Here is a 25,235-nt window from a genome sequence, read left to right on the forward strand (position 1 = left end):
CCCGGGATCAGTGATCGGTTCCCTTGCCGATGAAGAGCTCCGCGAAGGTGGACGCGGCGGCGGGGGAGCCGAGCACCCGGCGGAGCCTCGCGGTGGCGGCGCCGGCCCGGAAGGGGTCGCCGGACGACGGCCCGTGCAGCAGCTCCGCCAGCCACTGCGAGAACTCCTGGTAGTGCCAGACCCGGCGCAGACAGGCGTCCGAATAGCCGCGCAGCCCACGGTCGTCGCCCGTGCGGAGGCGGGCGCTCAGGGCGTCCGCCAGCAGCAGGGCGTCGTACAGGGCCAGGTTCATGCCCTTCGCGGCGATGGGTGCGACGAGGTGCGCTGCGTCACCGGCGAGGTACAGCCGGCCGTACGCCATCGGCTCGGTGACGTAGTTGTGCATGTCGAGCACCCGCTTCTCGACCAGCGGGCCCTCGGTGAGCGGCCGGGCGCCGGGCGCCGCGAGGCGGGCGTGCAGCTCCGACCAGACCCGGTCGTCCGGCCAGTTCGCCGGGTCGTCGCCGGCCGGGACCTCCAGGTAGTAGCGGGTGACCTCGGGGCCGCGCGCCATGTGCCCGGCGAAGCCCCGGGGATGCACACCGAGGACGACGCAGTCGGACGACGGGGGTGCCTCCGCGAGCAGCGCCAGCCAGCCGACCCCGTGGTCGTGCCGGGCGACCGTGGCGTGCTCGGCCGGCAGGGCGGTCCGCGTGACACCGCGGGCGCCGTCACAGCCGACGACGAACTCGCAGGCGAGGACGTGCCGTTCACCGGTCGCCGGGTCCAGGTACGACACGGACGGGCGCTCGCCGTCGATGTCGTGCAGCGCGACCTCGCGCACGCCGAACCGGATGTCACCGCCCCGGACGTCCGCGTACTCCCTGACCAGATCCGTCACGAGCAGCGGCTGCGGGTAGACGTAGTGGTGATGACCGGTGATCTCCGTGTACGGGAAGCGCTGCCGCCCGCCCGCGAAACGGAACTCGAACTCCGTGTGCACCGGGGCCCGTTCCAGGAGCCGTCCGGCCAGTCCGCGCCGCTCCAGCGCGCGCACCGCCCACTCCTCCAGGAACCCGGCCCGAGGCCGCCCCTCGATGTACTCGCGGCTCTCGGTCTCCAGCACCACGCAGTCCACGGAGGCGGCGCGCAGGATGTTGCCGACGGTGAGCCCGGCCGGTCCGGCGCCGACGATGACGACGGGGGTGCGCTCGGGCGAGTCCGGACCCGGGAGGGGAGTGGGGGTGGTCACCCGTGCATTATGCCGGGTGACCGGAGACCGGGGGCTGTCCTCAAGTGAGACGCGGGGCAAGGGAGTTGGGGGCGGGCTCCCCCTCACCTCAGTTCGAACCGGCGGGCCCACTCCGCGACGTCGGCCGTCGTCGCGTTCCCACCGCAGACCACGAGACCCAGCCGGGCGCCGTCGCCGACACGTTCGAGGACCTGCCGGGCGGCGGGCAGCAGACAGCCGGCGGCCGGCTCCGTCCACACCTTGCCGTGTTCGGCGAAGTCCAGGACCCCTTGCACCGCCTCGGCGTCGGAGACCACGAGGACGTCCTCGACGAGGGCGGTCACATGGTCGTAGGTGAGCCGGGAGACGGACGGGGCGCTGAGCGTGGTGACGACCGAGGAGAGAGGGACGGTCACGGGCCCGCCCGCCGCGATCGCGTCGGCCATCGCCGTGGCCCCGACGGTTTCCACGCCCCAGACGCGGACGCCCGGCAGCAGTGCCCTGAAGGCGGCGGAGACACCGGCGACGAGACCGCCGCCACCGATGCTGACGAGCACGTCCGTGGGCGCGCCGGTGTCCCCGGTGGCCGCCGTCGCCCCGGAGTTCCCGAGGTCCTCGGCGAACTCCAGGCCCACGGTGCCCTGCCCGGCGATCACCAACGGGTCGTCGAACGGGTGGACGAGGGTGAGGCCCTCCGACCGGAGCCGCTCGGTGAGCGCGAACGCCTCCGCCATCCCGTCGGTGAGTCGCAGCGAGGCGCCGGCGGCCTCGACGAGGTCGGCGGCCCGCCGGGGCGCGGACCGGGACATCACCACGGTCGCCTTGATGTGCAGGGCGGCGGCCATGTGCGCCAGCGCGATGCCGTGGTTGCCACCGCTGACCGCCACGACCCCGGCGGCCCGCTCCGCCTCCGAGAGCGTCAGCAGCTTCGCCGTCGCGCCGCGCGCCTTGAACGAGCCGGTGCGCTGCAGCAGTTCCAGCTTCGTGGTCACCGGGGCGCCGAGGAGCGCGGACAGCCCCGGGCTCGGCACGGTGGGCGTCCGCACGACGTGGGCGGCGATGCGTTGGGCGGCGTCCTGGATCTCGCCGATCCCGATCAACACGATGTCACTCCGTTCGGTGGGGCTGGTGTTCGTGGGGTGCGGGAGGGTGCGGGTGCGTCGTCGGGTGCGGGTGAGTGGGCTTCGCGCAGTTCCCCGCGCCCCTGAAAAGCAGGGGCTGCGCCCCGTGCTTTTCAGGGGCGCCGGGCCGTTGCTTATAGGGGCGAGGGGAACTGCGCGAGAAGCCCCACCGCGCCCGCAGTCGACAACGCACCCCTCACCCGGATCCCCGAGCTCCCCCGCTCAGTTCACCGTAGCGCCGACGTCCAGTCCCGCGGGACGCGCCCCGCAGGTGGAACCACCAGCCGCCGGCCTCCTCGCACTCCACGCACCCGTCGCCGCTCGGCGGAACGGCGGGGTCGATTCCGGCGGGCAGGGTCATGAGGTCTCCTCGGGGTCGTCGGCGAGCGTGACGTCCAGGTCGGCGGCCGGTGCCTCAGCGGCAGGAAGACCTGGAAACGGGTCTCCCCCGGCCGGGAGTGGACCTCGATGTGTCCGTGGTGCTTGTTGACGACGATGCGCCAGGAGATGTCGAGGCCGAGCCCGGTGCCCTGACCGACCGGTTTGGTCGTGAAGAAGGGGTCGAAGATCCGGCCCTTGATGTCCGGGGGGACGCCGGGGCCCGTGTCCTGGAACTCGATCAGGACCTGGTCCCGGTGGTCCGGTGCCGTCCGTACCGTCAACGTGCCCGCGCCGCCCGTGTCGTTGATCGCCGCGACCGCGTTGTCGATCAGGTTCGTCCACACCTGGTTCAGCTCGCCCGGATCGGACGGCCGAGCATTGCCGTGCGCGGCCTCCACGACACCAGCGGCGTACCGTCCGGGGTGACGACCAGCGGCAGCCGCGTGCCGTCCGCCCCGGCCGCCGCGAGCAGCCGCCGTCCCTCCGGCTCGTCCGAGGAGAACCAGCGGTACGGCACCTGGTTGCGCGCCAGGAACTCCCGTACCCCCGACGACCGCGCCGACCACCGGTGCCCGACCACCTTCGTCGTGCCCGCGCGGGTACGGTCGGCGGCCCGCCAGGCCTGGAGCAGGTCGTCCAGGACCGGATAGAGCTTCTCCTCCGGCGGGTCCCAGGGCTTGAGCAGGTAGTGGTCGAGGTCGATGACGTTGATCGCGTCGATCGCCGCGCCGGTGTCGGCGTACGCGGTGAGCAGGACCCGCCGCGCGCCCGGACAGACGTCCAGGGCCTGTTCCAGGAACTCGATGCCGTTCATCTCCGGCATGCGGTAGTCGGCCAGGATCACCGCCACCTGGTCGCCGCGCAGCTTCAGCTCCCGCAGGGCCTCCAGCGCGGCCTGCCCGGTCTCCGCCCGCACGATCCGGTACGACTCGCCGTACCTGCGGCGCAGATCCCTCGCCACCGCACGGGAGACCCCGGGATCGTCATCCACCGTGAGGATCACGTTCCGCGCGGGACCGACAGCCTGAGTCACACTCCTCCACCCCGAGACCAATGGGCCCATCGTATGTTCGACCGTGCCGCTGCTCGCGGCTTCCGCGCAGCCACGGTCCGGGGCGCGAGGGCGCCGTCAGGTCCGGCGCGGGGCCAGCACGCAGAACTCGTTGCCCTCCGGGTCCTGGAGCACGACCCAGGGCTCGTCACCGGTCTGCCCGATGTCCGCGTGCCGGGCCCCGAGGGCGAGGAGGCGGGTGACCTCCGCCTCCTGGTCGTCCGGGCGGAAATCCAGGTGGAGGCGGTTCTTGCCGTCCTTGGGGGTCGGGCTGCGCCCGAACAGGAGGCCGGGCAGACGGTCCGGGGCCGGACGGATCTCGTACTCGTCGGGGGACTCGTCGACCGCCACCCACCCGAGCGCCCGTGCCCACCAGCGGCCCAGCGCCGCCGGATCGGCCGCGTCCACCAGCACCTGCTCCCACTGCAAGGTCATGCGGCGAGCGTAGTGAAGACTGGAGCCGTCAGCCATGTGACAACCGAGAGGTGGCCGATGACGACGCGCCCGATCACCGCCGCAGTGGACGGTACCCCCGAGAGCCTCGCCGCACTGGCGTGGGCCGGCCGGGAGGCCGTACGCCGGGGCCTGGCGCTGCGGGTGGTGCACGCGTGGCGGTGGGAGCCGCACGAGGCGATCACCGTGGACCGGGACGGACAGGCGCGGTGGGCCGGCGAGGCCCTCGCCGAGGCCGCGCGGGGGGTCGCCGAACGGCACCCGGAGCTGGAGGTGACCGCGGACCTCGTGGAGGGCCCGCCGGTCGAGACGCTGGTCGGCGCCGCCGAGCACGCCGAGACCCTGGTGCTGGGCTCGCGCGGGCACGGCGCGGTGGTCGGCTTCCTGCTGGGCTCGGTCGGGCAGCAGGTGATCGTCGAGTCACCGCGTCCCGTCGTGCTGGTGCGCGCCGAGGACACCCCGAGCACCGAGGCCGCCGGACGCGAGGTCGTCGTCGGCCAGCAGGGCACGCCGGAGGACAGCGCCGACACGCTCCGGTTCGCCTTCGAGACGGCCGCCGCGCGCGGGGCGTCCCTGCGCGCGGTGCGGGCGTGGACGCTGCCCCCGCTGTACGCGTACAGCCCCGGCTCGCTGAAGCTCCTCGACGAGGCCGGCGGCCTTGAGCCCTACGAGAAGAAGGCGCTGGCCGCCGCACTGGAGCCGTGGCAGGAGCGGTTCCCCGGGGTGCGGGTCACCCAGCACGTCGAGATGGGCAGCGCCGGACAGGTGCTGCTGTCCGTGGCCCAGCGGGCCCAGCTGGTGGTCGTCGGCCGCCGCGCCCGCCGTACGGCCGTCGGCGCCCGCATCGGGTCGGTCGCCCACGGCGTCCTGCACCACGCGCACTGCCCGGTGGCGGTCGTCCCCCACAGGTGACCCGCACCGGTTACCCGCGCCCGGCGCCCGGGGTCACCGGCCCCGGGCGCCCGGTGGCTCAGTCGGCGATGACGTCGTCCACCTTCGGCGGCAGCAGCGCCAGGGTCTTCGGCAGGACGTTGTCGACGTAGTCCTTCACCGCCGTGTCCAGACCGATGTCGTGCTGGGCCCGCTCGGACAGGTACCAGCGGTGTTCGAGGAGCTGGTGGTAGATCTCCGCCGGGTCCATCGAGCCGCGCAGTTCGAGCGGGACGGCCCGCACGGTCGGCCGGAACACCTCCCGCACCCAGCGGTGGGCCAGCACCTCGGGACGGGCGCCGAGCGGGTCGCCCGGGGCGTAGTCGTCCTGGGTGGCCATCCAGCTCTCCAGGTCGGTGAGCAGCCGCCGGGCCTGGTTCTCCTCCGTGTCCAGACCGGTCAGCCGCAGCAGCTGCCGCTGGTGGTGGCCCGCGTCGACGACCTTGGGCACGAAGGTCACCGTGTCGCCGTTGTCGGCGTGCTCGATCTGCATCTCGGCGACGTCGAAACCGAGGTCGTTCAGGCGGCGGATCCGGCGCTCGATGTAGTGGTACTTCCCGGCCGGGTACACCGACGTGCGGGTCAGCTCCTCCCAGAGCCGGTGGTAGCGGGAGCAGATCTCGTTGCCGAAGTCGATCGGGTCCACCGACGGGTGCAGTGCCCCGGACGCCTCCAGGTCCAGCAGCTCGCCGCTGATGTTGACCCGGGCCAGATCGAGGTCGTACTCCCGCTGCCCGGTGCTCAGCCGCGCGTGCAGATCGCCCGTCTCGGCGTCCACCAGGTACGCCGCGTACGCGCCCGCGTCCCGCCGGAACAGCGTGTTGGACAGCGAGCAGTCGCCCCACGCGAACCCGGCCAGGTGCAGCCGCACCAGCAGGACGGCGAGGGCATCCATCAGCCGGTGCATGGTGGCCGGGCGCATGGTCGTCTCGAACATCGAGCGGTACGGCATCGAACCGCCCAGGTGCCGGGTGATCAGCACCGGCTCCAACGGGTCGCCCGCCTCGTCGAGACGGCCGGTGACGACGCCGAGCGCGTCCACCGCGGGGATGCCGATCCGGTCGAGGTCGCGCAGCAGTTCGTACTCGCGCAGCGCCGGCCGCTCGGCCAGTTCCTTGACGGCGACGACCTCGTCGCCCGCGCGGGCGTAGCGCACCACGTGGCGGGAGATACCGCGGGGGAGCGGCACGAGATGGTGTTCGGGCCACTCCTCCAGCGGCAGGTGCCACGGCAGTTCGAGCAACAGCGCGGGGTGTTCGGGGTTGGTGGCGCTGATCTGCAGTGCCATGGGTCTCGGTCCTCTGCCTTCGTGTCACGGTGGTGCGGAGTGCGGCGGGGCGGTCTCCCGCCTGCCGCCTGGAGCATCTCCGCATCCGAGACACCGTTTCGTCAACAGCGGCCCGACCCGTGGTCGGACGTTCGGGTGGTGCCCGGCCGCGGTCAGTGCCGGGCGCGGCGGAACACGTCGTCGGGGTCCGAGTCGTCCCAGCCCGCGAACTCGTCCGAGAGGGTACGGCGGGCGGTGCGCGCCGAGGTCGCGTACATCGCCTCGATCTCGGCCGCGTACCGCTGCACGATGGTGTCCCGGCGCAGCTTCATCGACGGCGTCAGCATCCCGTTGGCGAGGTCGAACGGCTCGGGCAGGATGCGGTACACACGGATCGACTCCGAGCGCGACACCGTGCTGTTGGCCGCGGCGATCGCCTGCAGCACCTCCTGCCGCAGCGCGTTCTCCTCCCGCGCCTCCCGGCCCAGCAACTCGCCCGGCGCGGACAACGATCCCCGCCAGTGCGCGAGGAACTCCGGGTCCAGCGTCAGCAGGGCGCCCACGCAGGGCCGGTTGTCCCCGACGACGACCGCCTGATGGATCAGCGGATGCGTCCGCAGCTGCTCCTCCAGCGGCGCGGGGGCCACCCCCTTGCCCCCGCTGGTGATGACGATCTCCTTCTTGCGACCGGTGATCGACAGATAGCCCTCGGAGTCCAGCCGCCCGATGTCCCCCGTGGCCAGCCAGCCGTCCTGGAGCGCGGCCCGGGTGCCCGCCTCGTCGTTGACGTAGCCCTGGAACACCGAGGGCCCGTTGACCAGGATCTCCCCGTCCCGCGCGACCCGGATCTCCGTGCCCGGCAGCGGACGGCCCACGGTGCCGAACTTCTCCCGGCCCACCGGCTGGGCGGTGATGCCCCCGGCGGTCTCGGTCAGGCCGTACCCGTCGTGCACGAGGATGCCGATACCCGCGTAGAACAGCGTCAGGTCGCGGTTGAGGGGGGAGCCGCCCGAACAGCCGCCGCGCACCCGGCCGCCCAGCGTCGCGCGCAGTTTGCGGTACACGGTCTTCTCGTAGAAGGCGTGTTGCAGCCTGAGATCCATCGCGGGCCCGGGACCGGTGCCCAGCCGCTGCCGCTCGACGGCGAAGGCGTAGTCCTGCGCCGTGCGCACCGCGCGTTCGAACAGCGGCCCCCGGCCCGCCTGTTGGGCCTTGCGCAGGAAGTTCTTGTGGATCCGCTCGAAGAGGTACGGGACACCGTGGAGGAACGTCGGCCGGAACGAGCGCAGCGCGGCGGACAGCGCCTCCTCGTCGAACTCCGGCTCGTGCCCGAGGAGCAGCCCGCCGCGCAGACACATCCCCTGGATCATCAGGCCGTAGACGTGCGAGAACGGCAGGAAGGCCAGGATCGCGGGCTGTTCACCGGGCGCCGCCGCCGTGTGCCGCCAGCCGGCGAGCAGCGCGTCGCAGGGACTGGCGAGGCTGCGGTGGGAGAGCGCGCAGCCCCGGGGCCGGCCGGTCGTGCCGGAGGTGTACGCGATGACGGCGGTGGAGTCCGGCATGACGATACGGCGCAGCGAGTCCACCGTCGCGTCCGGTACGTCCCGGCCCGCCTCGACCAACTGCGGCAGGGACTCGGCGTCCAGCTGCCAGACGTACCGCAGCAGCGGCAGCTTGGCGCACACCGAGCCGACGGTCATCACGCCCAACTCGTCCTCGACGACCACGCCCACACAGGCCGCGTCCCGCAGGATCCACTCGATCTGGTCGCGCGACGACGTCGGACAGACCGGCACGATCTCGGCGCCCGCGGCCCACAGCGCGACGGCGAGCACCGTCCACTCGTACCGGGTCCGCGCCATCACGGCCACCCGGTTGCCCGGCCGGATCCCGGACGCGATCAACCCCTTGGCCAGATCGGCCACTTCGTCCCGTGCTTCGGCCGCGCTCACCCGTGTCCAGGTGTCGGGTGAGGCGCTGTCACGGCGCGCGAGCTGCGGCAGCGCGGGATCGCGGTGCGCCGTCTCGAACAGCGAATCGGCCAGCCCCCCGGTCATGACCGGGCCCGTCGACGGAGCGATGCCGAAGTTGCCCATGCGACGCTCAGAACCTTCCCTGCACGCGACCTCGCCGACGGTGCGCCAACCGGCGGTGATCGAACGTAGCGCACTGTGCCGGAACCCGCTCGGGGAATCGGCAAGTCGGCCCCCGCGTATCCGCACAGTGAGCCGTGAACGTGATGTGCGGCACGTGGCCGACCTCCTTCGTGGCGCCCTCCCGGGAATCGTCGCTGCCCACGCCTTGATCACCTCTGACCGGCGATGATGCCCCGGATCCGGACGTCCGACGGGTGTGGCACTGTGGTGCGCGCGAACGCGGGAGGTGTCCCGCCGATGTGGAGAGGTGGACGGTGCGCGAGCCCAACGTGATCGGGGACTGGCAGGAGTACGACGGCGATTTGGCCGGCCTGCGTGTGCGCGTCCACGGAGTGGAGTGCGCGGAGCCCCCGCGGGGGCGCGACGACGCCGCCGAGGGCCTCACGTACTTCCGGTTCCGCGTGACCGTGGAGAACCGGGGCGGCGACCACGTCGGCCTGCACCTGGAGGACGGCCAGCTCGACATCCGGACCGGCCCCGACGGCGAGAGCGCCTTCCTCGACTGGCGCAACTCCCGGTTCATCGAGGGCTTCGACCTGTACCCGCTGCGCCGCGCCACCTCCGTCCTGTACGCGGCCGCCCCGGAGGCCCACCTCTCCCAGTTCGACATCCAGGTCCAGCTGCGCGCGGACGAGGAGTGGACCGAGCGGTACCTGTGGTCCGGCGGCATCGGCGTCGACGAGGATCTCCTCGACCCGGCGGGCGGCCCGGGCCGGGCGGACCTCGCGGGCCAGATCAGCGCCTTCCTGCACGAGGAGGCGGAGCGCGGCGCGGGCTGAGCGCCCGGCCGCCGGTCACCCGGCCTCGGCATCGCGCCTCCGCGTGACCAGCCGCTTCAGCAGCGGCCAGGCCAGCAGGAGCGCGATGATCACGTACACGGTCACCGAGAACGGCGTGTTCACCAGGCCGGTGACGCTGCCGTCGCTGATCTGCAGGGCCCGGCGCAGCTGCTGCTCGGCGCCCGGGCCGAGGATCACGCCGATGACGGCGGGCAGCACCGGCAGACCGTAGCGGCGCATGCCGAAGCCGATCAGACCGATGACCAGCAGGATCACCAGGTCGATCACCTCACCGCCGACCGCGTACGCGCCGACCGCCGCGAAGAACAGGATCCCCGCGTAGAGGTAGGGCCGCGGGATGCGCAGCAGCTTCGCCCACAGCGGGGCCAGCGGCAGGTTGAGCGCGAGCAGCAGGACCATGCCGACGAAGAGCGAGGCGATCAGGCCCCACACCAGGTCCGGCTCCCGTTCGAACAGCAGCGGGCCCGGCTGGATGCCGTACTGCTGGAACGCCGCCAGCATGACCGCCGCGACCGCCGTGGTGGGCAGGCCGAGGGTCAGCATGGAGACGAGGGTGCCCGCCGCCGAGGCCGACGCCGCCGACTCCGGGCCCGCGACGCCCTCGATGGCGCCCTTGCCCCACTCGTCCTTGTGCTTCGACAGCCGTTTCTCGGTGACGTACGACAGGAAGGTGGGGATCTCCGCGCCGCCCGCAGGGATCGCGCCGAACGGGAAGCCGATGAACGGGCCCCGCACCCAGGACTTCCAGGTCCGCCGCACATCGGAGCGGCCGAGCCAGGGCCGGCCCACCGGGATGGGTTCCGGCGGACTGCGCCGCAGATGCGCCGCCACCCACAGGGCCTCCCCGATGGCGAACAGACCCACCGCGACGATCACCACGTCCACACCGTCGGCGAGCTGGAGCGAGCCGAAGGTCAGACGTTGCTGGCCGGTCATCTGGTCCAGGCCCACCAGACCGATCGTGAGGCCGATGAGCAGGGAGGCCAGGCCCCGGATGCGGGACGAGCCGAGGACGGACGTCACCGCGATGAACGCCAGCACCATGATCGCGAAGTAGTCCGGGGCGCCGATGTCCACGGCCAGCTCGGCGACCTTCGGCGCCAGGGCCACCAGCAGGACCGTGCCGACCATGCCGCCCGCGAAGTGCCCTATGGCGGCCGCCGCCAGCGCCTGCGCGCCGCGCCCGGACTTGGCCATGGGGTTGCCTTCCATGGCGGCGACCACGGCCGCGCTCTCCCCGGGCGTGTTGAGGAGGATCGACGTGGTGGAACCGCCGAACATCGCCCCGTAGTAGATGCCCGCGAACATGATGAACGCGCCGACCGGGTTCAGCCCGTACGTCACCGGCAGCAGCAGCGCCACCGCCATGGCGGGCCCGATCCCCGGCAGCACCCCGATCGCGGTGCCCAGCAGGACGCCGATCGCGGCCCACAGCAGGTTGACCGGTGTCAGGGCCGTACCGAAGCCGTCGAGGAGGGAGCTGACGGCGTCCATGTCACAGCACTCCCATCAGCGGACCACCGGGCAGCGGCACTCCGAGCAGCTTGTCGAACACGGCGTACGTGACCAGGGAGATGACGGCCGCGACGAGCGGGTCACGGTCCAGGCGGCGGCTGCCGAGGGCGTACGCCGCGCCCCAGAACAGCAGGGCGCCGGATATGGGGAAGCCCAGCGGCTCGATCAGGACCGCCGCGCCGAGGAACACCCCGGCCAGCAGCAGCACCGTGCGCCAGTCGGCGGGCTCGGACAGATCGATGTCCTCGCCGGCCTCGGCCTCGCCCCGGCCGCCGCGCAGCACGTCCACCGCGAGCAGCGCGGCGATCAGCAGCAGACCGGCGCCGACCACGATCGGCACGGTCCGCGGCCCGACGGGACCGCGCTGGGCGATGTCGACGTCCATGGTGAGCGCGTCGGTCAGGACGAGGACGCCGAGCGCCAGCAGCAGGACGCAGACGCCGAGCTCGGAGTGGTCGCGCAGCCAGGAGCGTCGCTCGTCGGCGGGTGTCGGGGGAGTGCCGGTGGTGTCCGTCCGCGTCGTCACAGGCCCAGCTCCTTCAGCACCGACACCACGCGACTGTCCTGGGCGTCCAGGAAGTCGCCGAACGCGTCGCCGGTGAGGAACGCGTCGTCCCAGCCGTTCTGTTTCAGGGACTGTCGCCACTCCGGCGAATCGTGCAGCTCCTCGATCAGCCGGGTGAGCTTGTCGCGCTCGGCGTCGGTGAGGCCGGGCGGGGCGACGATGCCGCGCCAGTTGGTGAAGTTCACGTCGTATCCGGCCTCCTGGAGGGTCGGCGCGTCCAGCCCGCGCACGCGTTCGGGGCCGGTCACCGCGAGCAGCCGCAGCTCGCCCGCCTTGATCTGGTCCAGGTACTCGCCGACTCCGGACACGCCGAAGGCGACCTTGTCGCCCAGGATCGAGGCGAGCAGCTCACCGCCGCCGTCGAAGGGGATGTAGTTGACGTCCTTCGGCGCGATCCCGGCGGCCCGCGCCATCAGCATCGGCGCCAGGTGGTCGGGCCCGCCCGGTGCCGAACCGCCGCCCACCGGCAGCTTGCCCGGGTCGTCCTTCCAGGCCCCGACGAGGTCGTCGATCGTCTTGTACGGGGAGTCCTTGGCAACCACCACGACGTCCTGCTCCTCGGTGAGGCGGGCGATCGGGGTGGTGTCGGCGAGGGTCTTCGGCGCGTCGTTGGAGCGGACGGCGCCGACGACACCGAGCCCCATCGACATCGCGAGCCGGCCGTTGCCGTGCTCGCTCACCAGCCGGCTCAGGCCGACCGTGCCACCGGCACCCGGCAGGTTGAACACCTCGATGTTGTGGGTGAGACCGGCGTCCTCCGCGTTCTTCGCGGCCGTCCGTGCCGTGATGTCGTAGCCGCCGCCCGGTGTGTTCGGCACCATGAAGCGCAGGCCGGGGATCTGGGTGCCGGTGCCGGTGCCGGTGCCGGTGTCGTCGCCGGTGGACAGCAGCGGCGGTCCCACGAGCACGAGCACGGCCGCCCCGAGCAGGGCGAGCGGGGTGCGCAGTTGCACGAATGCCACCACCTGTCGGTCGGGTCGAGGGGGGGAAGGGTGACCTGGGCCACATCGTGCCCGCGCGGGAGGGCCCTGCCGCCCTTGCGGAAGCAACGGAGGTTGTGGTCGTAGTGGTCACGGCCCCTGTCACCTTATGGGCACGTCCCCCGCACCTCCCTTTCCCGGATCGCACCTGGGCGCCATGATTGTGCGACCCACCGCACAGGGCGGCACCCGAGCCGCGGATCGCCCGGCGTGGTGCCGGACCGGGAAGAGCGAAACGCCGGACGCGGCGTCGACGCAGACAGGAGCGGGACGCCCGACTCGGCTTCCGGCACAGACAGGAGCTGGACGCCCGACTCGGCGTCCGGCACGAACAGGAGTGAGACGCCCCGCGCGGCGTCCGGTACAGATCAGGAGCGGCGCCCGGGACGGCGTCGGCAGAGAGAAGAGTCCGTCGTGGTGTTCCGTCGCCATAGCCTCGCAGGCGAGATGCTGGTCCTCCAGCTCGCCATCGTCGTGGTGGTGCTGCTGGCGGTCGCGGCGGTCTCGCTCACCCAGTCGGCCAAGACCTTCAACCGGGTCGAGGGCCGCCGGGTCACCGCGCTCGCCGAGCAGCTCGCCGCCAACCCGCTGGTCCGCGACCGCCTCGCACGGCCCGTCGCGCACGAGGCGCTGGCGCCTCTGGTGAACTCCACCCAGACCCAGTCCGGGGTCACCTCGGTCACCGTCGCCGACGCCGACGGCCGGATCGTCAGCTCCACCGACCCCACCGCGATCGGCGACCCGCTGCCGGTGGGCGAGGGCGCCGTCGCGGGCCGCGGCTGGTCCGGCTCACTGACCCTGGACGGCAACCGCGAGCTCGTGGCCCAGGTCCCCGTGCTCGGCGCGACGACCAACGACAACCTCGGCCTGCTGCTGGGCACGGTCATGATCGGCGAGGCCTCCCCGACGGTGTGGCAGCGCCTCAGCGGCGCCTCCTCCTACCTCCTCGCCTACCTCGGCATCGCCAGCGGCCTCGGCCTGGTCGGCTCCTGGCTGCTCGCCCGGCGCGTCAAACGGCAGACCCTCGGCCTGGAGCCGCAGGAGATCGCCGGCCTCGCCGAACACCGCGAGGCCATGCTCTACGGCATCGCCGAGGGCGTGATCGCCCTCGACCCCCACCACCGGCTCACCCTCGTCAACGAGATGGGCCGGCGCCTGCTGGACCTGCCGGAGGACTGCGTCGGCAAGAGCCTCGCCGACCTCGGGGTGGAGGGACGGCTGCGGGACGTCCTGGCCGGGGCCCAGGAGGAGGCACCCCACCAGCGCGACGAGGTCGTGATCCGCCGCGGCCGGGTCCTGGTGATGAACCGGATGACCGTCACCAAGGACGGCCGCCACCTCGGCTCCGTCACCACGCTCCGGGACCGCACCGAGCTGGCCCGCCTCGAACGCGAGATCGGCTCCTTCCGCAGCTCCTCCGAGCTGCTGCGCGCCCAGGCCCACGAGTTCGCCAACCAGCTGCACACCATCTCCGGGCTCATCCAGATCGGCGAGCAGGACGAGGTCGTGCACTACATCCGGGCGCTGAGCCGACACCGCCACTCCCTCGACGTCACCCTCAGCCGCCGCGTCCGCGACACCGCCGTCGCCGCCCTGCTCACGGCGAAGACCTCGCTGGCCGCCGAACGCCGGGTCACCCTGCGGATCTCGGACGCCACCAACCTCGACCGGCTGGCCCCCGAGGACGCCGCCGACGTGGCGACCGTCGTCGGCAACCTCGTCGACAACGCCGTCGACGCGGCCGCCACTCCCACCGCGCCCGACGACCCCGACCGCTGGGCCGGCGCCCACGCGCGCGAGGCCTGGGTCGAGGTGGAACTGCGCCAGGACGCCTCCAGCGTGGAGATCGTCGTCCGCGACTCGGGCCCCGGGGTGGCCCCCGAACTCGCCCGTGAGGTCTTCTCCCACGGTTTCACCACCAAGGCCGCGCGGGAAGGCGAACGCGGCATCGGCCTGGCCCTCATCCGCCTGGTCTGCGAACGACACGGCGGTGAGATCTCGGTGACCAACACCCCCGACGGGGCCATGTTCACCGCCCGCATGACCGTCAGCCACCTCGCCGACGCGGTGGCGGAAGGAGCGACATCATGACCGGCACGAGCAGACCGTCCGGTACGAGCGGCCCGCCCGGCACCATCGACGTGCTCGTGGTCGACGACGACTTCATGGTGGCCCGGGTCCACCGCACCTTCGTCGAACGCGTCGAGCCGTTCCATGTGGTCGGCGTCGCCAGCACCGGCGAACAGGCCGTCGCCGCCGTCGACGATCTCCGCCCCGACCTGGTCCTCCTCGACCTCTACCTCCCCGACGGCTTCGGCCTCGACGTCATACCCCGGCTGCGCACCGCCGGACACGACTGCGACGTCATGGTCATCAGCGCCGCCCGGGAGGCCGACAGCGTGCGCGGCGCGGTCCGCCACGGCGTCGTCGACTACCTCCTCAAGCCCTTCGAGTTCGAGGAACTGCGTTCCCGGCTCCAGCGGTACGCCGCCCAGCGCGGCCGACTGCTCACCACCGTCGTCCGGGGCCAGGCCGACGTCGACCGGGTCCTCGCCGGAGCCACCGCGCCGGCGTCGACGGCCGGTGCCCTGCCCAAGGGCATGAGCGTGGAGACCGCCGAGCTGATCGAGGCAACCCTGCGCGCCGCCGACGGCACCCTCTCCGCCACCGAGTGCGCCACCCTCACCGGCATCTCCCGGGTCAGCGCCCGCCGCTACCTGGAGTACTTCCACGGCACCGGCAGCGCGGACGTCTCCCTGCGCTACGGCGTGGCCGGACGCCCGGAACGGCGCTACAGCTGGCGGGTGTGAGGGCTCGCCCCGCCCCCGGCCTACAGCCCCAGGTGGCGTCGTACGACGTCGACGACCTCCCGCGGCCGGTCGTTGAGGTAGAAGTGGCCGCCGGGGAACACACAGAGCTCGGTCGGTCCGTCGGTGTGGCCGCTCCAGGCCCGTGCGTCCGCCACCGGAGTCACCGGGTCGGCGTCGCCGGTGAGGACGGTGACCGGGCAGGTCAGCCGGTCGCCGGGGCGCGGCTCGTACGTCTCCAGCGCCTTGTGGTCGCCGCGCAGCGCGGGGAGCACCAGCCGCACCAGCTCCTCGTCCTCGAAGACCTGCCCGTCGGTGCCGCCCAACCGGCGCACCGCCCGGAGCAGTTCGGCGTCGCTGCCGAGGTGCAGCGCGGGACCCGGCCGGCGTACGGAGGGTGCGCGCCGCCCCGAGACGAACAGTCGCACCGGGACCCGGCCGGCCGCCTCCAGGGCCGCCGCCGCCTCGTGGGCGACCACCGCGCCCATGCTGTGCCCGAAGAGGGCGAGCGGCCGGTCGTCGTCGCCGGTGACGGCCTCGACGATCCGCTCGGCCGGCTCCCGGACGCTCTCGGCCGGCGGCTCGGCGTAGCGGTCCTGACGCCCCATGCACTGCGCGGCCGGCACATCGGCCGCCGGGGCGAGCGCCAGCGCCATGGGGTGGTAGGCGCTCGCCGAGCCACCCGCGTGCGGCAGACACAGCAGCCGTACGGCCGCCTCGGGCGCGGGCCGGTAACGCCGCAGCCACGGACCACTGTTGACCGCTGAGGTCATGGACTCACTCGCTTTCGGACTCCGCGCCGCGCCGCCGGCGTCGGCACGCGCTCCAGGACGCCGCCCGCGAACACGTCGTACAGGGGGAGCGTTTCGAGGTGGACGTAGCCGATGTGGCAGTCGCAGACGGACAACGGGCAGGGGCGGGGCGCCAGTGCGGTGCGGAAGGAGCCGTCGTACAGGTTGCCCAGTTCGGTTCTGACGAAGTGGCAGCGTCGTACCGTGCCGTCCCCGTCCACCGACACGACCGTGGAGCCGGTGCGGCAGGCGCGGCCCGCCGAGCGGTGCGGGTGGCGGCTGAACGGGAACAAGGGGTCCAACTCGGTCCAGAGCGCCGCCTCCTCGTCGGTGTAGGCGTGCCCCTCGGCGGCGTTCACCCACAGATACACCTGCTCCGGCAGCTCCCCGCGCAACCGCCTGGCATGCTCCAGATGCTCCGGCAGGCCGACGATCCCCACGCTGAAGCGGATCCCCGCCCCGGCCAGCCGGAGGGCCTTGCCGAGGAACCTCTCGTACGGTGTCTGCCCGGGGTGGTAGGTGCACCACAGGGCCACCGTGTCCGGGTCGGCCTCCGTCAGCCATTCCGTGCGGCAGCTCAGGTTCGTCTGGATCGCCACCCGGTCGATGTGCGGCTCGTGGGAGAGCTCGACCAGGGCCCTGCGGTACCAGGACCGCACCAGCCCCTCGCCCCACGGCGTGAACAGCACCGAGAGCCGGTCGCCGGTCTGTTCCCGGGCCCAGGCGGTGAAACGCTCCAGGGCCGCGCGGTCGGCCCGCAGCCGGTCCGTGGAGTCACGCCGCTTGGCGAACGGGCAGTAGGGGCAGTCGTAGTCGCAGGAGGCGAGCGGGCCCCGGTAGAGGATCGTCAGGTCCACGGGTGTCGTCACTTCGGCTCGTATGCGGCCATCGCCGCCCGGACGGCGGGGGAGAAGAACTCGGGGCCGATGGCGTCCGAGTGCGCCAGCCCCTCGGCGGAGAGCTTCAGCAGACCGGGGCCCGTCTCCGCGAGCCAGCCGCGCGCGGCCAGCAGGTCCAGCTCCACGGGGAAGTCCGCGTACGGCTCCGACCCGAACCGCCGCCGGTAGTCCGCCACCGGCAGCCCTCGCGCCTGGAGCAGTGACTGCAGCAGATGGCGACGCCGGGCCTCGTCCTCGTCGACCACCCGACCGTGCACGGCCCGGCCGAAGTCCTCGGTGGCGGTGTAGTCGTCGATGATCGTGCGGATCTCGCTCATGTGCACCGCGTAGTCGAAGGAGTAGTGCACCTGCGACGTGTACGAACGGGCTCCGCAGCCCAGGCCGATCATGCCGTCGGTCTGGCAGGCGTGGTCGTCCGGGCCCTGCGGCGGAGCGTCCGAGCGGCGGAACATCCGCATGGAGACCTGCTCGTAGCCGTGGGAGAGCAGATGGTCGCGGCCCTCGCGGTAGCGCCGCAGCCGGGCCTCGTCCCAGTCGCGGTCCGCGAGCACCGGATCCGTGTTCCGGCCGAGCCCGGTGAGCGGCCGGACGTACAGCGGATAGAGGTAGATCTCCTCCGGCCGCCAGGCGAGGGCCGCGTCCAGCGACAGCCGCCAACTGGCCGCCGTCTGCCCGTCGATGCCGTAGATCAGGTCGATGTTGAGGATCGGTATCGCGGCGTCCCGGATCCGGGACAGCGCCGCCTCCACGTCGGACCGCCGCTGCGGTCGTACGGCCGCACGCGCCTCCTCCGGTACGAAGCTCTGCACGCCGAGGCTCAGCCGTGTGGTGCCCCGCTCGGCGAGCACCGAGAGCCGGTCGGCGGTCGCCGTGGCCGGGGAGGCCTCCACCGACAGCGGGATCGCCCGCAGGTCCGCGCCCATGTGCCGCTCGGCGATGTCGCACAGCCGCTCCAGCTCCGCGGCCTCCAGATAGGTCGGGGTGCCACCGCCGAACGCGGCGTTCGCGAACCGCACCGGCTCCGCGTCCCCGAGCGCCTTCCTCACCGCGATCGCCTGCCGTTCGAGGGCGTCGAGATAGCGGCCGGTCAGCCCGTCGGGCGCGCCGATCCGGGTGAAGAGGTTGCAGAAGCCGCAGCGCACCTCGCAGAACGGTATGTGCGCGTACAGCGACAGGGCCTGCCGTGACTCCCCGGCCCACAGGTCGGCGAGCAGCGGGGCGCCGGGCAGCTTCCGGTAGGCCGTCTTGTGCGGGTAGGCGTAGACGTAGTGCTGGTAGGGACGGACCAGTGGCGCGGTCACGGTCATGCGGACGGCTCCAGGAAGAAGTGGCTGTAGGGGACGGTCCACACGGCCTCGTGGCCGAGGCGGTGTCCGGTGTACCCGTCCTCGCCGTAGGTGGTCCCGTGGTCGGAGCAGACGACGGCGAAGCAGCGGCGCCGTGAACTCATCGCGGCGAAGAGCCGGCCGATGTGCCGGTCGACGTACTCCAGGGCCGCCGCGTGCGTGGCGAGGCTGTCGCCCGCCTCGCGGGTGGCGCCCGGCAGATGGAACCAGTTGGGCTGGTGCAGCGCGGAGACGTTGAGGAAGAGGAACAGCCGCTGGTCGGCGGGCAGTTCGGCCACGACCTGTTCGGCGCGGGCCACCTGGGACTCGAACGACGTGGGTGAGGCCACGGAGAACTCCGGCTCCCAGTGGCTCTCCTGGAACAGGTCCGGCAGGACACTGCCCAGCGCCCCCTGCTTGTTGAAGAAGCCGACACCGCCCACGCACACCGTGCGGTAGCCGCGCTCGGCGAGCCCCGAGACCAGGTCGGGACTGTCGAACACGAAGGTGCGCTCCTCGGTGGTCTCGCTGCCGGCGAACCGGCCCGCGAAGAGCCGCCGATGCGGTCCGGGCCTCGCCGGGGTGGGCAGGAACCCCGCGAACATCGCCTGGTGCGAGGCGTACGTGAAACTGCCGGGCGCGTGCCGTTTCTCCCAGGTGCCGCCCGGCAGACGGGCGGCCAGATTCGGCAGCCGGCCCTCCGCCGCGAGCTTCACGGCCACGTCGTGGCGCAGGGTGTCGAGAGTGAGCAGCAGCAGGTCGTCGCGGCCCACCACCTCGTTCATGTCCGGCTCGGCCGTGGTGGTGCCGACCGGGTCAGAAGCGCGCATGGTCTTTCCTTGCCTGGGGGAGGTGCGCCGGCGCCTCGAGCATCGCGCTCCGCACCGCCGCGAGTTGTGCCGTGTACGTGTCGAGGCCTTCCGCCGGGCCGCCCGGCAGTCCGGTCAGCCGGGGCAGCAGATCGCCGAACGCGTTGACCTCGCCCACCGTGAACCGGCGCCAGCCGATCGCCGGGAGCAGGTCCACGCCGACGCACAGTGTGCCCGGGAAGCAGGTGGCGGCCCGCTCGCAGATGTCCAGCGCCTGCCGCCAGCGGTCGCCGGCCGCGTCCACGACCGAGGTCAGATCGCCCCGTGCCCCGCCGAGATGGAGGTTCGTCATCGGGAAACGGCTGGTGCGGACGACCGCGTGCGTGGCCCGGCCCGCCACGACCAGCACCCGCAGATCGGCGGACCGCCCCTGCACGGATGCCTTTGGCAGCCACCGCTCGATGTGCAGCCCGTCGGCCGCGAGGGCGTCGACGATGCCGGCGATCTCCCGCTCGTCCGCGTAGCGCCGCACCCGCAGGGAGTTGTGCAGCCGCGGCGGGGTGTGCGGCCCGCCGTCCGCGGACACCTCCACCGAGGTGGTGGCCCGCAGCCGTCCGCTCGCCGACGACTCGACAGCCAGCACACCGGACGCGGAGGAGCCGTGGGCCGGTTTCACGAAGACGCGCGGCATACCGTGCTCCCGCATCACCGCCCGCACGTCGTCCCAGCCGCCCACCGCGAGCGTGCGGCCCGAGGTCGGCGACGGCGGCACCGGGACCCCGGCCGCGTCGAGCCGGGCGTGGCACAGCCGCTTGTCGAACAGCACCGCCAGATCCGCCGGACCGTCCAGCCGCAGCCCGCCCCGCAGTGAGCCCACGGCGGCCAGGAAACGGGCGTACCAGGTGGCCGAGCCCTCCACCCGTGTCGGGTCCCCGACATCGCGCAGCAGCCGGTCCACCTCGGCGTTCTCACCCGGCGATTCCAGCCGGACGATCTCGTCGTCGGCGAACTCGTGGCCGCCGTCGCGCAGCACGTCCCGCCACTCGACGACGCGGGGTCTCCCGGCGCCGGCCGCCTCGGCCGCCGCGACGAACAGCCCGACCCGCCGGTTCTCCCCGTTCCCGACGACCACCCACCTGTACGGGCCGGGTCCCACCCCCGCCGCACCGCTCCAACCGGACACTCCGCCCCTTCGCTCGCGTATCCCTACGCGCTCACTCGCCCACCGCGACGAACCGCCACACCGTGCCGTCCTCCTCCTCGTCCGACTCGGCGGCGTCGGCGTCGACGTCGACCTGGACCCCCTCGGCCTCCAGGGAGTCCCGCAGGCGGTCGCGTACGGCCGCGCTCAGGTAGTTGTGGTGCAGGTCCAGCGTCTTGAGGTGGGTGAGCGGCTGACCGGTGAGGAGCGCGGTCGCGCCGTCGTCGGTGAGGACGCCCATCGACACGTCCAGCACGTCGAGGCGGGCCACCACCGGGGCGGCGGCCAGGGCCGCGCAGATGTCGTCCTGCATCTCGCTGTTGCGCAGCGCCAGATGCTTGAGGGCGGGGAGCCGGGTGCCCGCGAGGATCGGCGCCAGGTCGGCCACCTCACTGTCGCCGCCGTACTCGGAGGTGCCCAGCCACAGGTCCAGCTCGACCAGGGCCGGCAGGTCGCTGCCCGCGACACCCCGGACGGCCTCGGCGGGCATGCCACCGGTCTCCACCGTCAGCGAGCGCAGCCTCTCGTGCCGCAACGGCGGGAAGACGAGCCCCTGGCCGCCGCGCACCCCGAACTCCTCCAGTTCCGGGAAGGCTTCCAGCAGCGGCCCCACATCCCCCTGGTTGATCCAGGAGATCTCGCACTCCTCCATCACGATGTCGCCGAGGAACAGCGCGCGCAGCGAGGGCAGCCGGTCCTTCGCCGCCACCAGGGCCTCGACGATCTCCTCCGGGCCGTTGTCGTAGGCTTCGTTCCACGCGCCGACCACCAGTGCCCGCACCTTCTCGGTGTCGACCGAGGCCAGGAACCGGGCGAACGCCTCCTTCCAGGCCTCCTCGCTGTCGTACGCGTCCACGGTGATGTTCCAGGCCACCGACTCGGGCGCGGGCAGCTCGGCGGCGCCCCGCGGGTCCTTCACCGACGAGGGGAACCGGTGGACCCGCAGGCCGTGGAACTCCTCCAGATGGCTGCCGATGGTCATGTGCGCCCCGCCCCTTCGTTCCATGTCCATGGGCGGAGGCCGGGTCCCCGCCCGGTCCGCCCGTCGCGCACCCGGGGCACACAGCGCCGCCGGGTAGGGGAGTTCTACCAAGTCCCACTGACACCGTGTGCGGCGGACCCCTGTCCTGTGGACGAACACCTGTGGATGAAGGGTCGTGCCCGCCCCGGCGGACGGTCCGCGCGGACCGATTGTCAGTGGCCGCCCCTACGGTCGTCTCGTGGCACGGGAAGTGCCCGACGGGAGGGAGACCCATGTACCGGCAAGGAGACGTCCTCATCGTGCCGTTGGCGGAGAGCGCGGTGCCCGGAGGTGCGCTCGATGCCACGTCGGAGCCGCGCGACGGGCGCGGCCGGCTCGTCCTCGCCCTCGGCGAGGTCACCGGTCACGCGCACGCCGTGGTCGGTCCCGGCCGTCTGATCCGCGAGGCGAGCGCCTTCGGGCCGATGCTGCTGCATGTGCCGGAGGGCGCCCGCGTCGTCCACGAGGAGCACGCGGCGATCTCCCTGCCCAAGGGCTGGTACCGCGTGATCCGCCAACGCGAGTACGTACCGGGGTCGGTGCGGATCGTCGCCGACTGAACCCGTGGGAAGAGAGGGCGGCCGTGATGTGCGGCGGCCGTGTGTACAGGCATCGACATCCAGGAGGAACAGCGTGACGGAACAGGCGAGTTGGCGGGCGGTCGCGGCGGCCACCGGGGCGGGCGACCGGACGCGCACCGAGGCGGGCGTGCGTCTGGCGTACCGGCGGGCGGGGCTGGCGGAGCCCGAGCGGATCGTGTGGGCCCGCTCGCCCCTGGCGGCGCTGCGCCTGCTCTCGGGAGCGGCCGCGGAGGACGGCGAGGCGCTCCCGGCGACCGGGGCGAGCGTCCGTGACGCCGTCCGCAACCGACCGGTCGCCGCCGCCCGCGCCCGGCTGCACACCCGGCTGGGCCCCACCGGCTGGGGCGACCACTGGCGGGCGACCGGCGCCGACCTCTGGGAGACCACCCGGCCCCTCGTCGACCGCGTCCGCACCGGAATCGTCGAGGCCCTGGCCCCCGCCGACCGCAAGCAGGAAACGGGTGTCCGGCTGCTGCTCCTGGACGCGGTCCTGGGCCAGCACGACGCGGCCTGGCTGGCCGCCTTCGACGCCGCCCCCGAGCTGGACGGACTCGCCGAGGTGGCCCGCACGGCCGGCTGGTGGTGGCCGTACGAGCACGTCGCCGTCGTCGCCGAACGGCCCGTGGAACTGCACCGGGACGAGGCGGGCCGCCTGGACCGCGGCGACGGGCCCGCACTCGCCTTCTCCGACGGTTTCGCCCTGCACGCCTGGCGCGGACTGCCCGTACCGGCTGAATTCCTCGACCGGTTGGGCGGGTTGACCCCGGAGGAGATCCGGGCGGAGGAGAACGCCGAGCTGCGCCGCGTGATGCTGGAGCACTACGGCTACGACCGCTACCTGGAGGAGTCCGGGGCCAAGCCGGTGCACCGCGACGAGACGGGTGTGCTCTGGCGGATAGCCCTGCCGGGCGACGAGGACGTGGTGATGGTGGAGGTCGTCAACTCCACACCGGAGCCGGACGGCACCAGCCGCACCTACTGGCTGCGGGTGCCGCCCACCACGACCACGGCCCGGGAGGGCGTGGCCTGGACGTTCGGCCTGCGACCCGAGGCGTACGAGCCGCTGCGGCAGACCTGAGCCCCGACAGGGGCCCGGCTCACTCGAACCGTGAGGTGTCGCCCGCGCCCTTGCGGATGATCTCGGCCTCGCCGCTGGAGAAGTCGATGACGGTCGTCGGTTCCGTGCCGCAGTCCCCGGAGTCCACCACGGCGTCGACGAGGTAGTCGAGGCGCTCCTTGATCTCCCAGCCCTGCGTCAGCGGCTCCTCCTCGTCGGGCAGCAGCAGCGTGCTGGAGACGAGCGGCTCGCCGAGCTCCGCGAGCAGAGCCTGGGCCACACGGTGGTCGGGGATGCGCACCCCGACGGTCTTCTTCTTGGGGTGCAGAAGCTTGCGGGGCACCTCCCTCGTCGCGGGGAGGATGAAGGTGTAACTGCCCGGCGTCGACGCCTTCACGGCACGGAACACGTCGTTGTCGACGTGCACGAACTGGCCCAGCTGCGCGAAGTTCTCGCACACCAGGGTGAAGTGGTGACGGTCGTCGAGCTGCCGGATCGTACGGATCCGCTCGATGCCGTCACGACTGCCCAGTTGGCAGCCCAGCGCGAAGCAGGAGTCCGTCGGATACGCGATCAGCCCACCCTGACGAATGCTGTCGGCCACCTGCCCGATGGCACGCGGCTGAGGATTGTCGGGGTGGACGTCGTAGTACTTGGCCATCGGACGAGCTTATGCCTACGAGCGACGCACGGCCGTCGATGGGGCCGTAGGCCCCTGAAAGGGGCGCGGGGAACTGCGCGACCAGCCACGAACGACCCGCGGCTCGACCACGGCCCGCAGTTCCCCCAGCCCGTCGGCGGAGCACTACGCGCCACTCGCGCGCAGCATGTCCTCCCGCTCGACGATCTTCACTCGCTCACGGCCCTGCGGCTCACCGAGCGCCTTCTCCGCCGCGTCGAGCTTGTACCAGCCCTCCCACGTGGTGAAGCGCACGTTCCGCTCCGCGAGGAACGCGTCGACGGCCTCCGGCGCGGGCGCCGACGGCTCGTGCAGCCGGCCGTTCGCGAAGTCGTCCAGGAGGTTGGCGACGGTCTCGTTGGCGTCGCCCTTGGTGTGCCCGATGAGGCCCACCGGACCGCGCCGGATCCAGCCGGTGACGTACGTCGACTGCAGGTGCGCGCCGGTCTCCTCGATGACCCGGCCGCCCTCGTCGGGGACGGTGCCGGAGTCGACGTCCCAGGGCAGCTTGGGCAGCTTGTCCGAGAGGTAGCCGACCGCGCGGTAGACGCCGGTGACGTCCCAGTCCTTGAACTCGCCGGTGCCCTTGACGTTGCCGGTGCCGTCCAGGGCGGTGCGCTCGGTGCGCAGACCGACCACCTTGCCGTCCTCGCCGAGGATCTCGGTGGGCGACTCGAAGAAGTGCAGGAACAGCTTGTGCGGGCGGTCGCCGGTGTCGCGGATCGCCCAGTTCTCCAGGGTCTTGGCGACCATGTCGGCCTGCTTGTTGCCGCGCCGGGTCGCGATGGAGCCCTCGTCGTAGTCGATGTCCTCGGGGTCGACGATGACCTCGATGGTGGGGGAGTGGTCCAGCTCCCGCAGCTCCATCGGGGAGAACTTCGCCTGCGCCGGGCCGCGGCGGCCGAAGACGTGGATCTCCAGCGCCTTGTTGGCCTTGAGACCCTCGTAGACGTTCGCGGGGATCTCGGTCGGGAGCAGCTCGTCCGCCGTCTTGGCGAGGACGCGGGCCACGTCGAGCGCCACGTTGCCGACACCGAGGACGGCGACCTTCTCGGCCTCCAGGGGCCAGGTGCGCGGAACGTCGGGGTGGCCGTCGTACCAGGAGACGAAGTCGGCCGCGCCGTAGGAGCCGTCGAGGTCGATGCCGGGGATGTCCAGCGCCCGGTCGGCCGTGGCACCGGTGGAGAAGATCACGGCGTCGTAGAACGCGCGCAGATCGTCCAGGTTGATGTCCGAGGGGTAGTCGACGTTGCCGAAGAGACGGATCTGCGGCTTGTCGAGCACCTGGTGCAGGGCGGTGATGATGCCCTTGATGCGGGGGTGGTCGGGGGCCACGCCGTAACGGATCAGTCCGAACGGGGCGGGCATCCGCTCGTAGAGGTCGATGGACACACCGGGCTCGGTGGCGACGTCGGACTTCAGCAGCGCGTCGGCGGCGTAGATCCCGGCGGGTCCGGCTCCGACAATGGCTACCCGCAGAGGGCGGGGCATGTTCAGGTTCCCTTCGAGCGGAAGAAAAGCGTCTCGTCGGCAACCCTAAACTAAGGTAACCCTTACCAGGTACGTGGGTCGGGTCTATGACCTCATAAAGCGATCTTATGCCATGCGGGGGAATGGCCGGACGGCGGGGAAGGCC

Annotated in this window: 22 protein-coding genes and 2 pseudogenes; 6 read left to right on the forward strand and 18 right to left on the reverse strand. The window is 72.5% G+C overall.

Annotated features, from left to right (window positions below; translation table 11 throughout):
• Positions 1-7 precede the first annotated feature (7 nt).
• The 5 genes and pseudogenes from E4N62_RS41610 to E4N62_RS41630 all read right to left on the reverse strand — a co-directional run bounded on the left by E4N62_RS41610 (position 8) and on the right by E4N62_RS41630 (position 4,198).
• Positions 8-1,231, reverse strand: a complete 1,224-nt coding sequence (locus tag E4N62_RS41610) for a 4-hydroxybenzoate 3-monooxygenase (protein WP_230223171.1) — start codon at positions 1,229-1,231, stop codon at positions 8-10.
• Positions 1,232-1,314: 83 nt separating this feature from the next.
• Positions 1,315-2,310 carry a threonine/serine dehydratase gene (locus E4N62_RS41615; RefSeq protein ID WP_230223230.1) on the reverse strand — a complete coding sequence of 332 codons (996 nt, stop codon included), beginning with the start codon at positions 2,308-2,310 and terminating at the stop codon, positions 1,315-1,317.
• 401 nt (positions 2,311-2,711) lie between these two features.
• Positions 2,712-3,083, reverse strand: a pseudogene (locus tag E4N62_RS41620) (ATP-binding protein); the annotation flags it as partial.
• Positions 3,084-3,112: 29 nt separating this feature from the next.
• Positions 3,113-3,775 (reverse strand): annotated as a pseudogene (locus tag E4N62_RS41625) (response regulator); the annotation flags it as partial.
• 66 nt (positions 3,776-3,841) lie between these two features.
• Complete coding sequence (locus E4N62_RS41630; RefSeq protein WP_230223173.1) at positions 3,842-4,198, reverse strand: VOC family protein; 357 nt, start codon at positions 4,196-4,198, stop codon at positions 3,842-3,844.
• Between the two features lie 57 nt (positions 4,199-4,255).
• Between E4N62_RS41630 and E4N62_RS41635 the strand changes: the two genes are divergently transcribed.
• Positions 4,256-5,128, forward strand: coding sequence for a universal stress protein (locus E4N62_RS41635; RefSeq protein ID WP_230223175.1), 873 nt, complete (start codon positions 4,256-4,258; stop codon positions 5,126-5,128).
• Positions 5,129-5,186: 58 nt separating this feature from the next.
• Here E4N62_RS41635 and E4N62_RS41640 read toward each other — a convergent pair whose 3' ends face one another.
• Positions 5,187-6,434, reverse strand: a complete 1,248-nt coding sequence (locus E4N62_RS41640) for a DUF4032 domain-containing protein (RefSeq protein ID WP_230223177.1) — start codon at positions 6,432-6,434, stop codon at positions 5,187-5,189.
• Between the two features lie 152 nt (positions 6,435-6,586).
• The gene (locus E4N62_RS41645; RefSeq protein ID WP_230223179.1) at positions 6,587-8,509 is read right to left on the reverse strand and encodes a long-chain fatty acid--CoA ligase; all 1,923 of its coding nucleotides are present in this window, start codon (positions 8,507-8,509) and stop codon (positions 6,587-6,589) included.
• A gap of 314 nt (positions 8,510-8,823) precedes the next feature.
• Here E4N62_RS41645 and E4N62_RS41650 point away from each other — a divergent pair, with 314 nt between their 5' ends.
• Entirely contained in the window at positions 8,824-9,348 is a 525-nt protein-coding gene (locus E4N62_RS41650) for a hypothetical protein (protein ID WP_184902845.1), read from the forward strand.
• A 15-nt stretch (positions 9,349-9,363) separates the two neighbouring features.
• Here the strand turns inward: E4N62_RS41650 and E4N62_RS41655 are convergent, their stop codons facing one another.
• The 3 genes from E4N62_RS41655 to E4N62_RS41665 are packed head-to-tail and all read right to left on the reverse strand — an operon-like array spanning position 9,364 to position 12,402.
• Positions 9,364-10,863, reverse strand: coding sequence for a tripartite tricarboxylate transporter permease (locus tag E4N62_RS41655; RefSeq protein ID WP_230223181.1), 1,500 nt, complete (start codon positions 10,861-10,863; stop codon positions 9,364-9,366).
• 1 nt (position 10,864) lies between these two features.
• Positions 10,865-11,410, reverse strand: a complete 546-nt coding sequence (locus E4N62_RS41660) for a tripartite tricarboxylate transporter TctB family protein (RefSeq protein ID WP_230223183.1) — start codon at positions 11,408-11,410, stop codon at positions 10,865-10,867.
• A complete protein-coding gene (locus tag E4N62_RS41665; protein WP_230223232.1) occupies positions 11,407-12,402 on the reverse strand; it encodes a tripartite tricarboxylate transporter substrate binding protein in 996 nt (331 codons plus the stop codon). The genes E4N62_RS41660 and E4N62_RS41665 overlap by 4 nt, the downstream gene beginning before the upstream one ends.
• A gap of 474 nt (positions 12,403-12,876) precedes the next feature.
• Here E4N62_RS41665 and E4N62_RS41670 point away from each other — a divergent pair, with 474 nt between their 5' ends.
• The gene (locus tag E4N62_RS41670) at positions 12,877-14,520 is read left to right on the forward strand and encodes a sensor histidine kinase (protein WP_230223185.1); all 1,644 of its coding nucleotides are present in this window, start codon (positions 12,877-12,879) and stop codon (positions 14,518-14,520) included.
• Positions 14,517-15,239: a response regulator gene (locus E4N62_RS41675; protein ID WP_230223187.1), complete on the forward strand. Its 723-nt coding sequence runs from the start codon at positions 14,517-14,519 to the stop codon at positions 15,237-15,239. The genes E4N62_RS41670 and E4N62_RS41675 overlap by 4 nt, the downstream gene beginning before the upstream one ends.
• A 20-nt stretch (positions 15,240-15,259) precedes the next feature.
• Here E4N62_RS41675 and E4N62_RS41680 read toward each other — a convergent pair whose 3' ends face one another.
• From E4N62_RS41680 to E4N62_RS41705, 6 genes are read right to left on the reverse strand one after another with little or no spacing between them, the layout of a single operon-like run.
• Positions 15,260-16,009: a thioesterase II family protein gene (locus tag E4N62_RS41680; RefSeq protein ID WP_230223189.1), complete on the reverse strand. Its 750-nt coding sequence runs from the start codon at positions 16,007-16,009 to the stop codon at positions 15,260-15,262.
• Complete coding sequence (locus tag E4N62_RS41685; protein ID WP_230223234.1) at positions 16,006-16,884, reverse strand: STM4011 family radical SAM protein; 879 nt, start codon at positions 16,882-16,884, stop codon at positions 16,006-16,008. Before E4N62_RS41685 ends, E4N62_RS41680 begins: the two co-directional genes overlap by 4 nt.
• A gap of 8 nt (positions 16,885-16,892) precedes the next feature.
• Positions 16,893-18,233 (reverse strand): STM4012 family radical SAM protein, encoded by a 1,341-nt coding sequence (locus tag E4N62_RS41690; RefSeq protein WP_230223191.1) that lies wholly within the window; start codon positions 18,231-18,233, stop codon positions 16,893-16,895.
• Positions 18,230-19,036, reverse strand: a complete 807-nt coding sequence (locus E4N62_RS41695) for an STM4013/SEN3800 family hydrolase (RefSeq protein WP_230223236.1) — start codon at positions 19,034-19,036, stop codon at positions 18,230-18,232. The genes E4N62_RS41690 and E4N62_RS41695 overlap by 4 nt, the downstream gene beginning before the upstream one ends.
• 31 nt (positions 19,037-19,067) lie before the next feature.
• Entirely contained in the window at positions 19,068-20,243 is a 1,176-nt protein-coding gene (locus E4N62_RS41700; RefSeq protein ID WP_230223193.1) for an STM4014 family protein, read from the reverse strand.
• 31 nt (positions 20,244-20,274) lie between these two features.
• Positions 20,275-21,243, reverse strand: coding sequence for an STM4015 family protein (locus E4N62_RS41705; RefSeq protein WP_230223195.1), 969 nt, complete (start codon positions 21,241-21,243; stop codon positions 20,275-20,277).
• A gap of 272 nt (positions 21,244-21,515) precedes the next feature.
• Here E4N62_RS41705 and E4N62_RS41710 point away from each other — a divergent pair, with 272 nt between their 5' ends.
• Together E4N62_RS41710 and E4N62_RS41715 are read left to right on the forward strand one after the other, a co-directional pair.
• Positions 21,516-21,842, forward strand: a complete 327-nt coding sequence (locus E4N62_RS41710) for a hypothetical protein (RefSeq protein ID WP_230223197.1) — start codon at positions 21,516-21,518, stop codon at positions 21,840-21,842.
• 73 nt (positions 21,843-21,915) lie between these two features.
• The gene (locus tag E4N62_RS41715; RefSeq protein WP_230223199.1) at positions 21,916-22,941 is read left to right on the forward strand and encodes a DUF6745 domain-containing protein; all 1,026 of its coding nucleotides are present in this window, start codon (positions 21,916-21,918) and stop codon (positions 22,939-22,941) included.
• A 19-nt stretch (positions 22,942-22,960) separates the two neighbouring features.
• Here the strand turns inward: E4N62_RS41715 and E4N62_RS41720 are convergent, their stop codons facing one another.
• Complete coding sequence (locus E4N62_RS41720; RefSeq protein ID WP_033528678.1) at positions 22,961-23,581, reverse strand: L-threonylcarbamoyladenylate synthase; 621 nt, start codon at positions 23,579-23,581, stop codon at positions 22,961-22,963.
• A gap of 144 nt (positions 23,582-23,725) precedes the next feature.
• The gene (locus tag E4N62_RS41725) at positions 23,726-25,090 is read right to left on the reverse strand and encodes an FAD-dependent oxidoreductase (protein WP_230223201.1); all 1,365 of its coding nucleotides are present in this window, start codon (positions 25,088-25,090) and stop codon (positions 23,726-23,728) included.
• Positions 25,091-25,235 lie beyond the last annotated feature (145 nt).

This window comes from Streptomyces sp. MNU76 (assembly GCF_020982545.1).
Taxonomy (GTDB): Bacteria; Actinomycetota; Actinomycetes; order Streptomycetales; family Streptomycetaceae; genus Streptomyces.

Coding starts and splice junctions, on each gene's coding strand:
- E4N62_RS41670 (WP_230223185.1), top strand. CDS start 12,877: ATGCTGGTCCTCCAGCTCGCCATCGTCGTGGTGGTGCTGCTGGCGGTC.
- E4N62_RS41635 (WP_230223175.1), top strand. CDS start 4,256: ATGACGACGCGCCCGATCACCGCCGCAGTGGACGGTACCCCCGAGAGC.
- E4N62_RS41705 (WP_230223195.1), bottom strand. CDS start 21,243: ATGACCATCGGCAGCCATCTGGAGGAGTTCCACGGCCTGCGGGTCCAC.
- E4N62_RS41725 (WP_230223201.1), bottom strand. CDS start 25,090: ATGCCCCGCCCTCTGCGGGTAGCCATTGTCGGAGCCGGACCCGCCGGG.
- E4N62_RS41630 (WP_230223173.1), bottom strand. CDS start 4,198: ATGACCTTGCAGTGGGAGCAGGTGCTGGTGGACGCGGCCGATCCGGCG.
- E4N62_RS41640 (WP_230223177.1), bottom strand. CDS start 6,434: ATGGCACTGCAGATCAGCGCCACCAACCCCGAACACCCCGCGCTGTTG.
- E4N62_RS41680 (WP_230223189.1), bottom strand. CDS start 16,009: ATGACCTCAGCGGTCAACAGTGGTCCGTGGCTGCGGCGTTACCGGCCC.
- E4N62_RS41720 (WP_033528678.1), bottom strand. CDS start 23,581: ATGGCCAAGTACTACGACGTCCACCCCGACAATCCTCAGCCGCGTGCC.
- E4N62_RS41690 (WP_230223191.1), bottom strand. CDS start 18,233: ATGACCGTGACCGCGCCACTGGTCCGTCCCTACCAGCACTACGTCTAC.
- E4N62_RS41675 (WP_230223187.1), top strand. CDS start 14,517: ATGACCGGCACGAGCAGACCGTCCGGTACGAGCGGCCCGCCCGGCACC.
- E4N62_RS41655 (WP_230223181.1), bottom strand. CDS start 10,863: ATGGACGCCGTCAGCTCCCTCCTCGACGGCTTCGGTACGGCCCTGACA.
- E4N62_RS41695 (WP_230223236.1), bottom strand. CDS start 19,036: ATGAACGAGGTGGTGGGCCGCGACGACCTGCTGCTGCTCACTCTCGAC.
- E4N62_RS41710 (WP_230223197.1), top strand. CDS start 21,516: ATGTACCGGCAAGGAGACGTCCTCATCGTGCCGTTGGCGGAGAGCGCG.
- E4N62_RS41645 (WP_230223179.1), bottom strand. CDS start 8,509: ATGGGCAACTTCGGCATCGCTCCGTCGACGGGCCCGGTCATGACCGGG.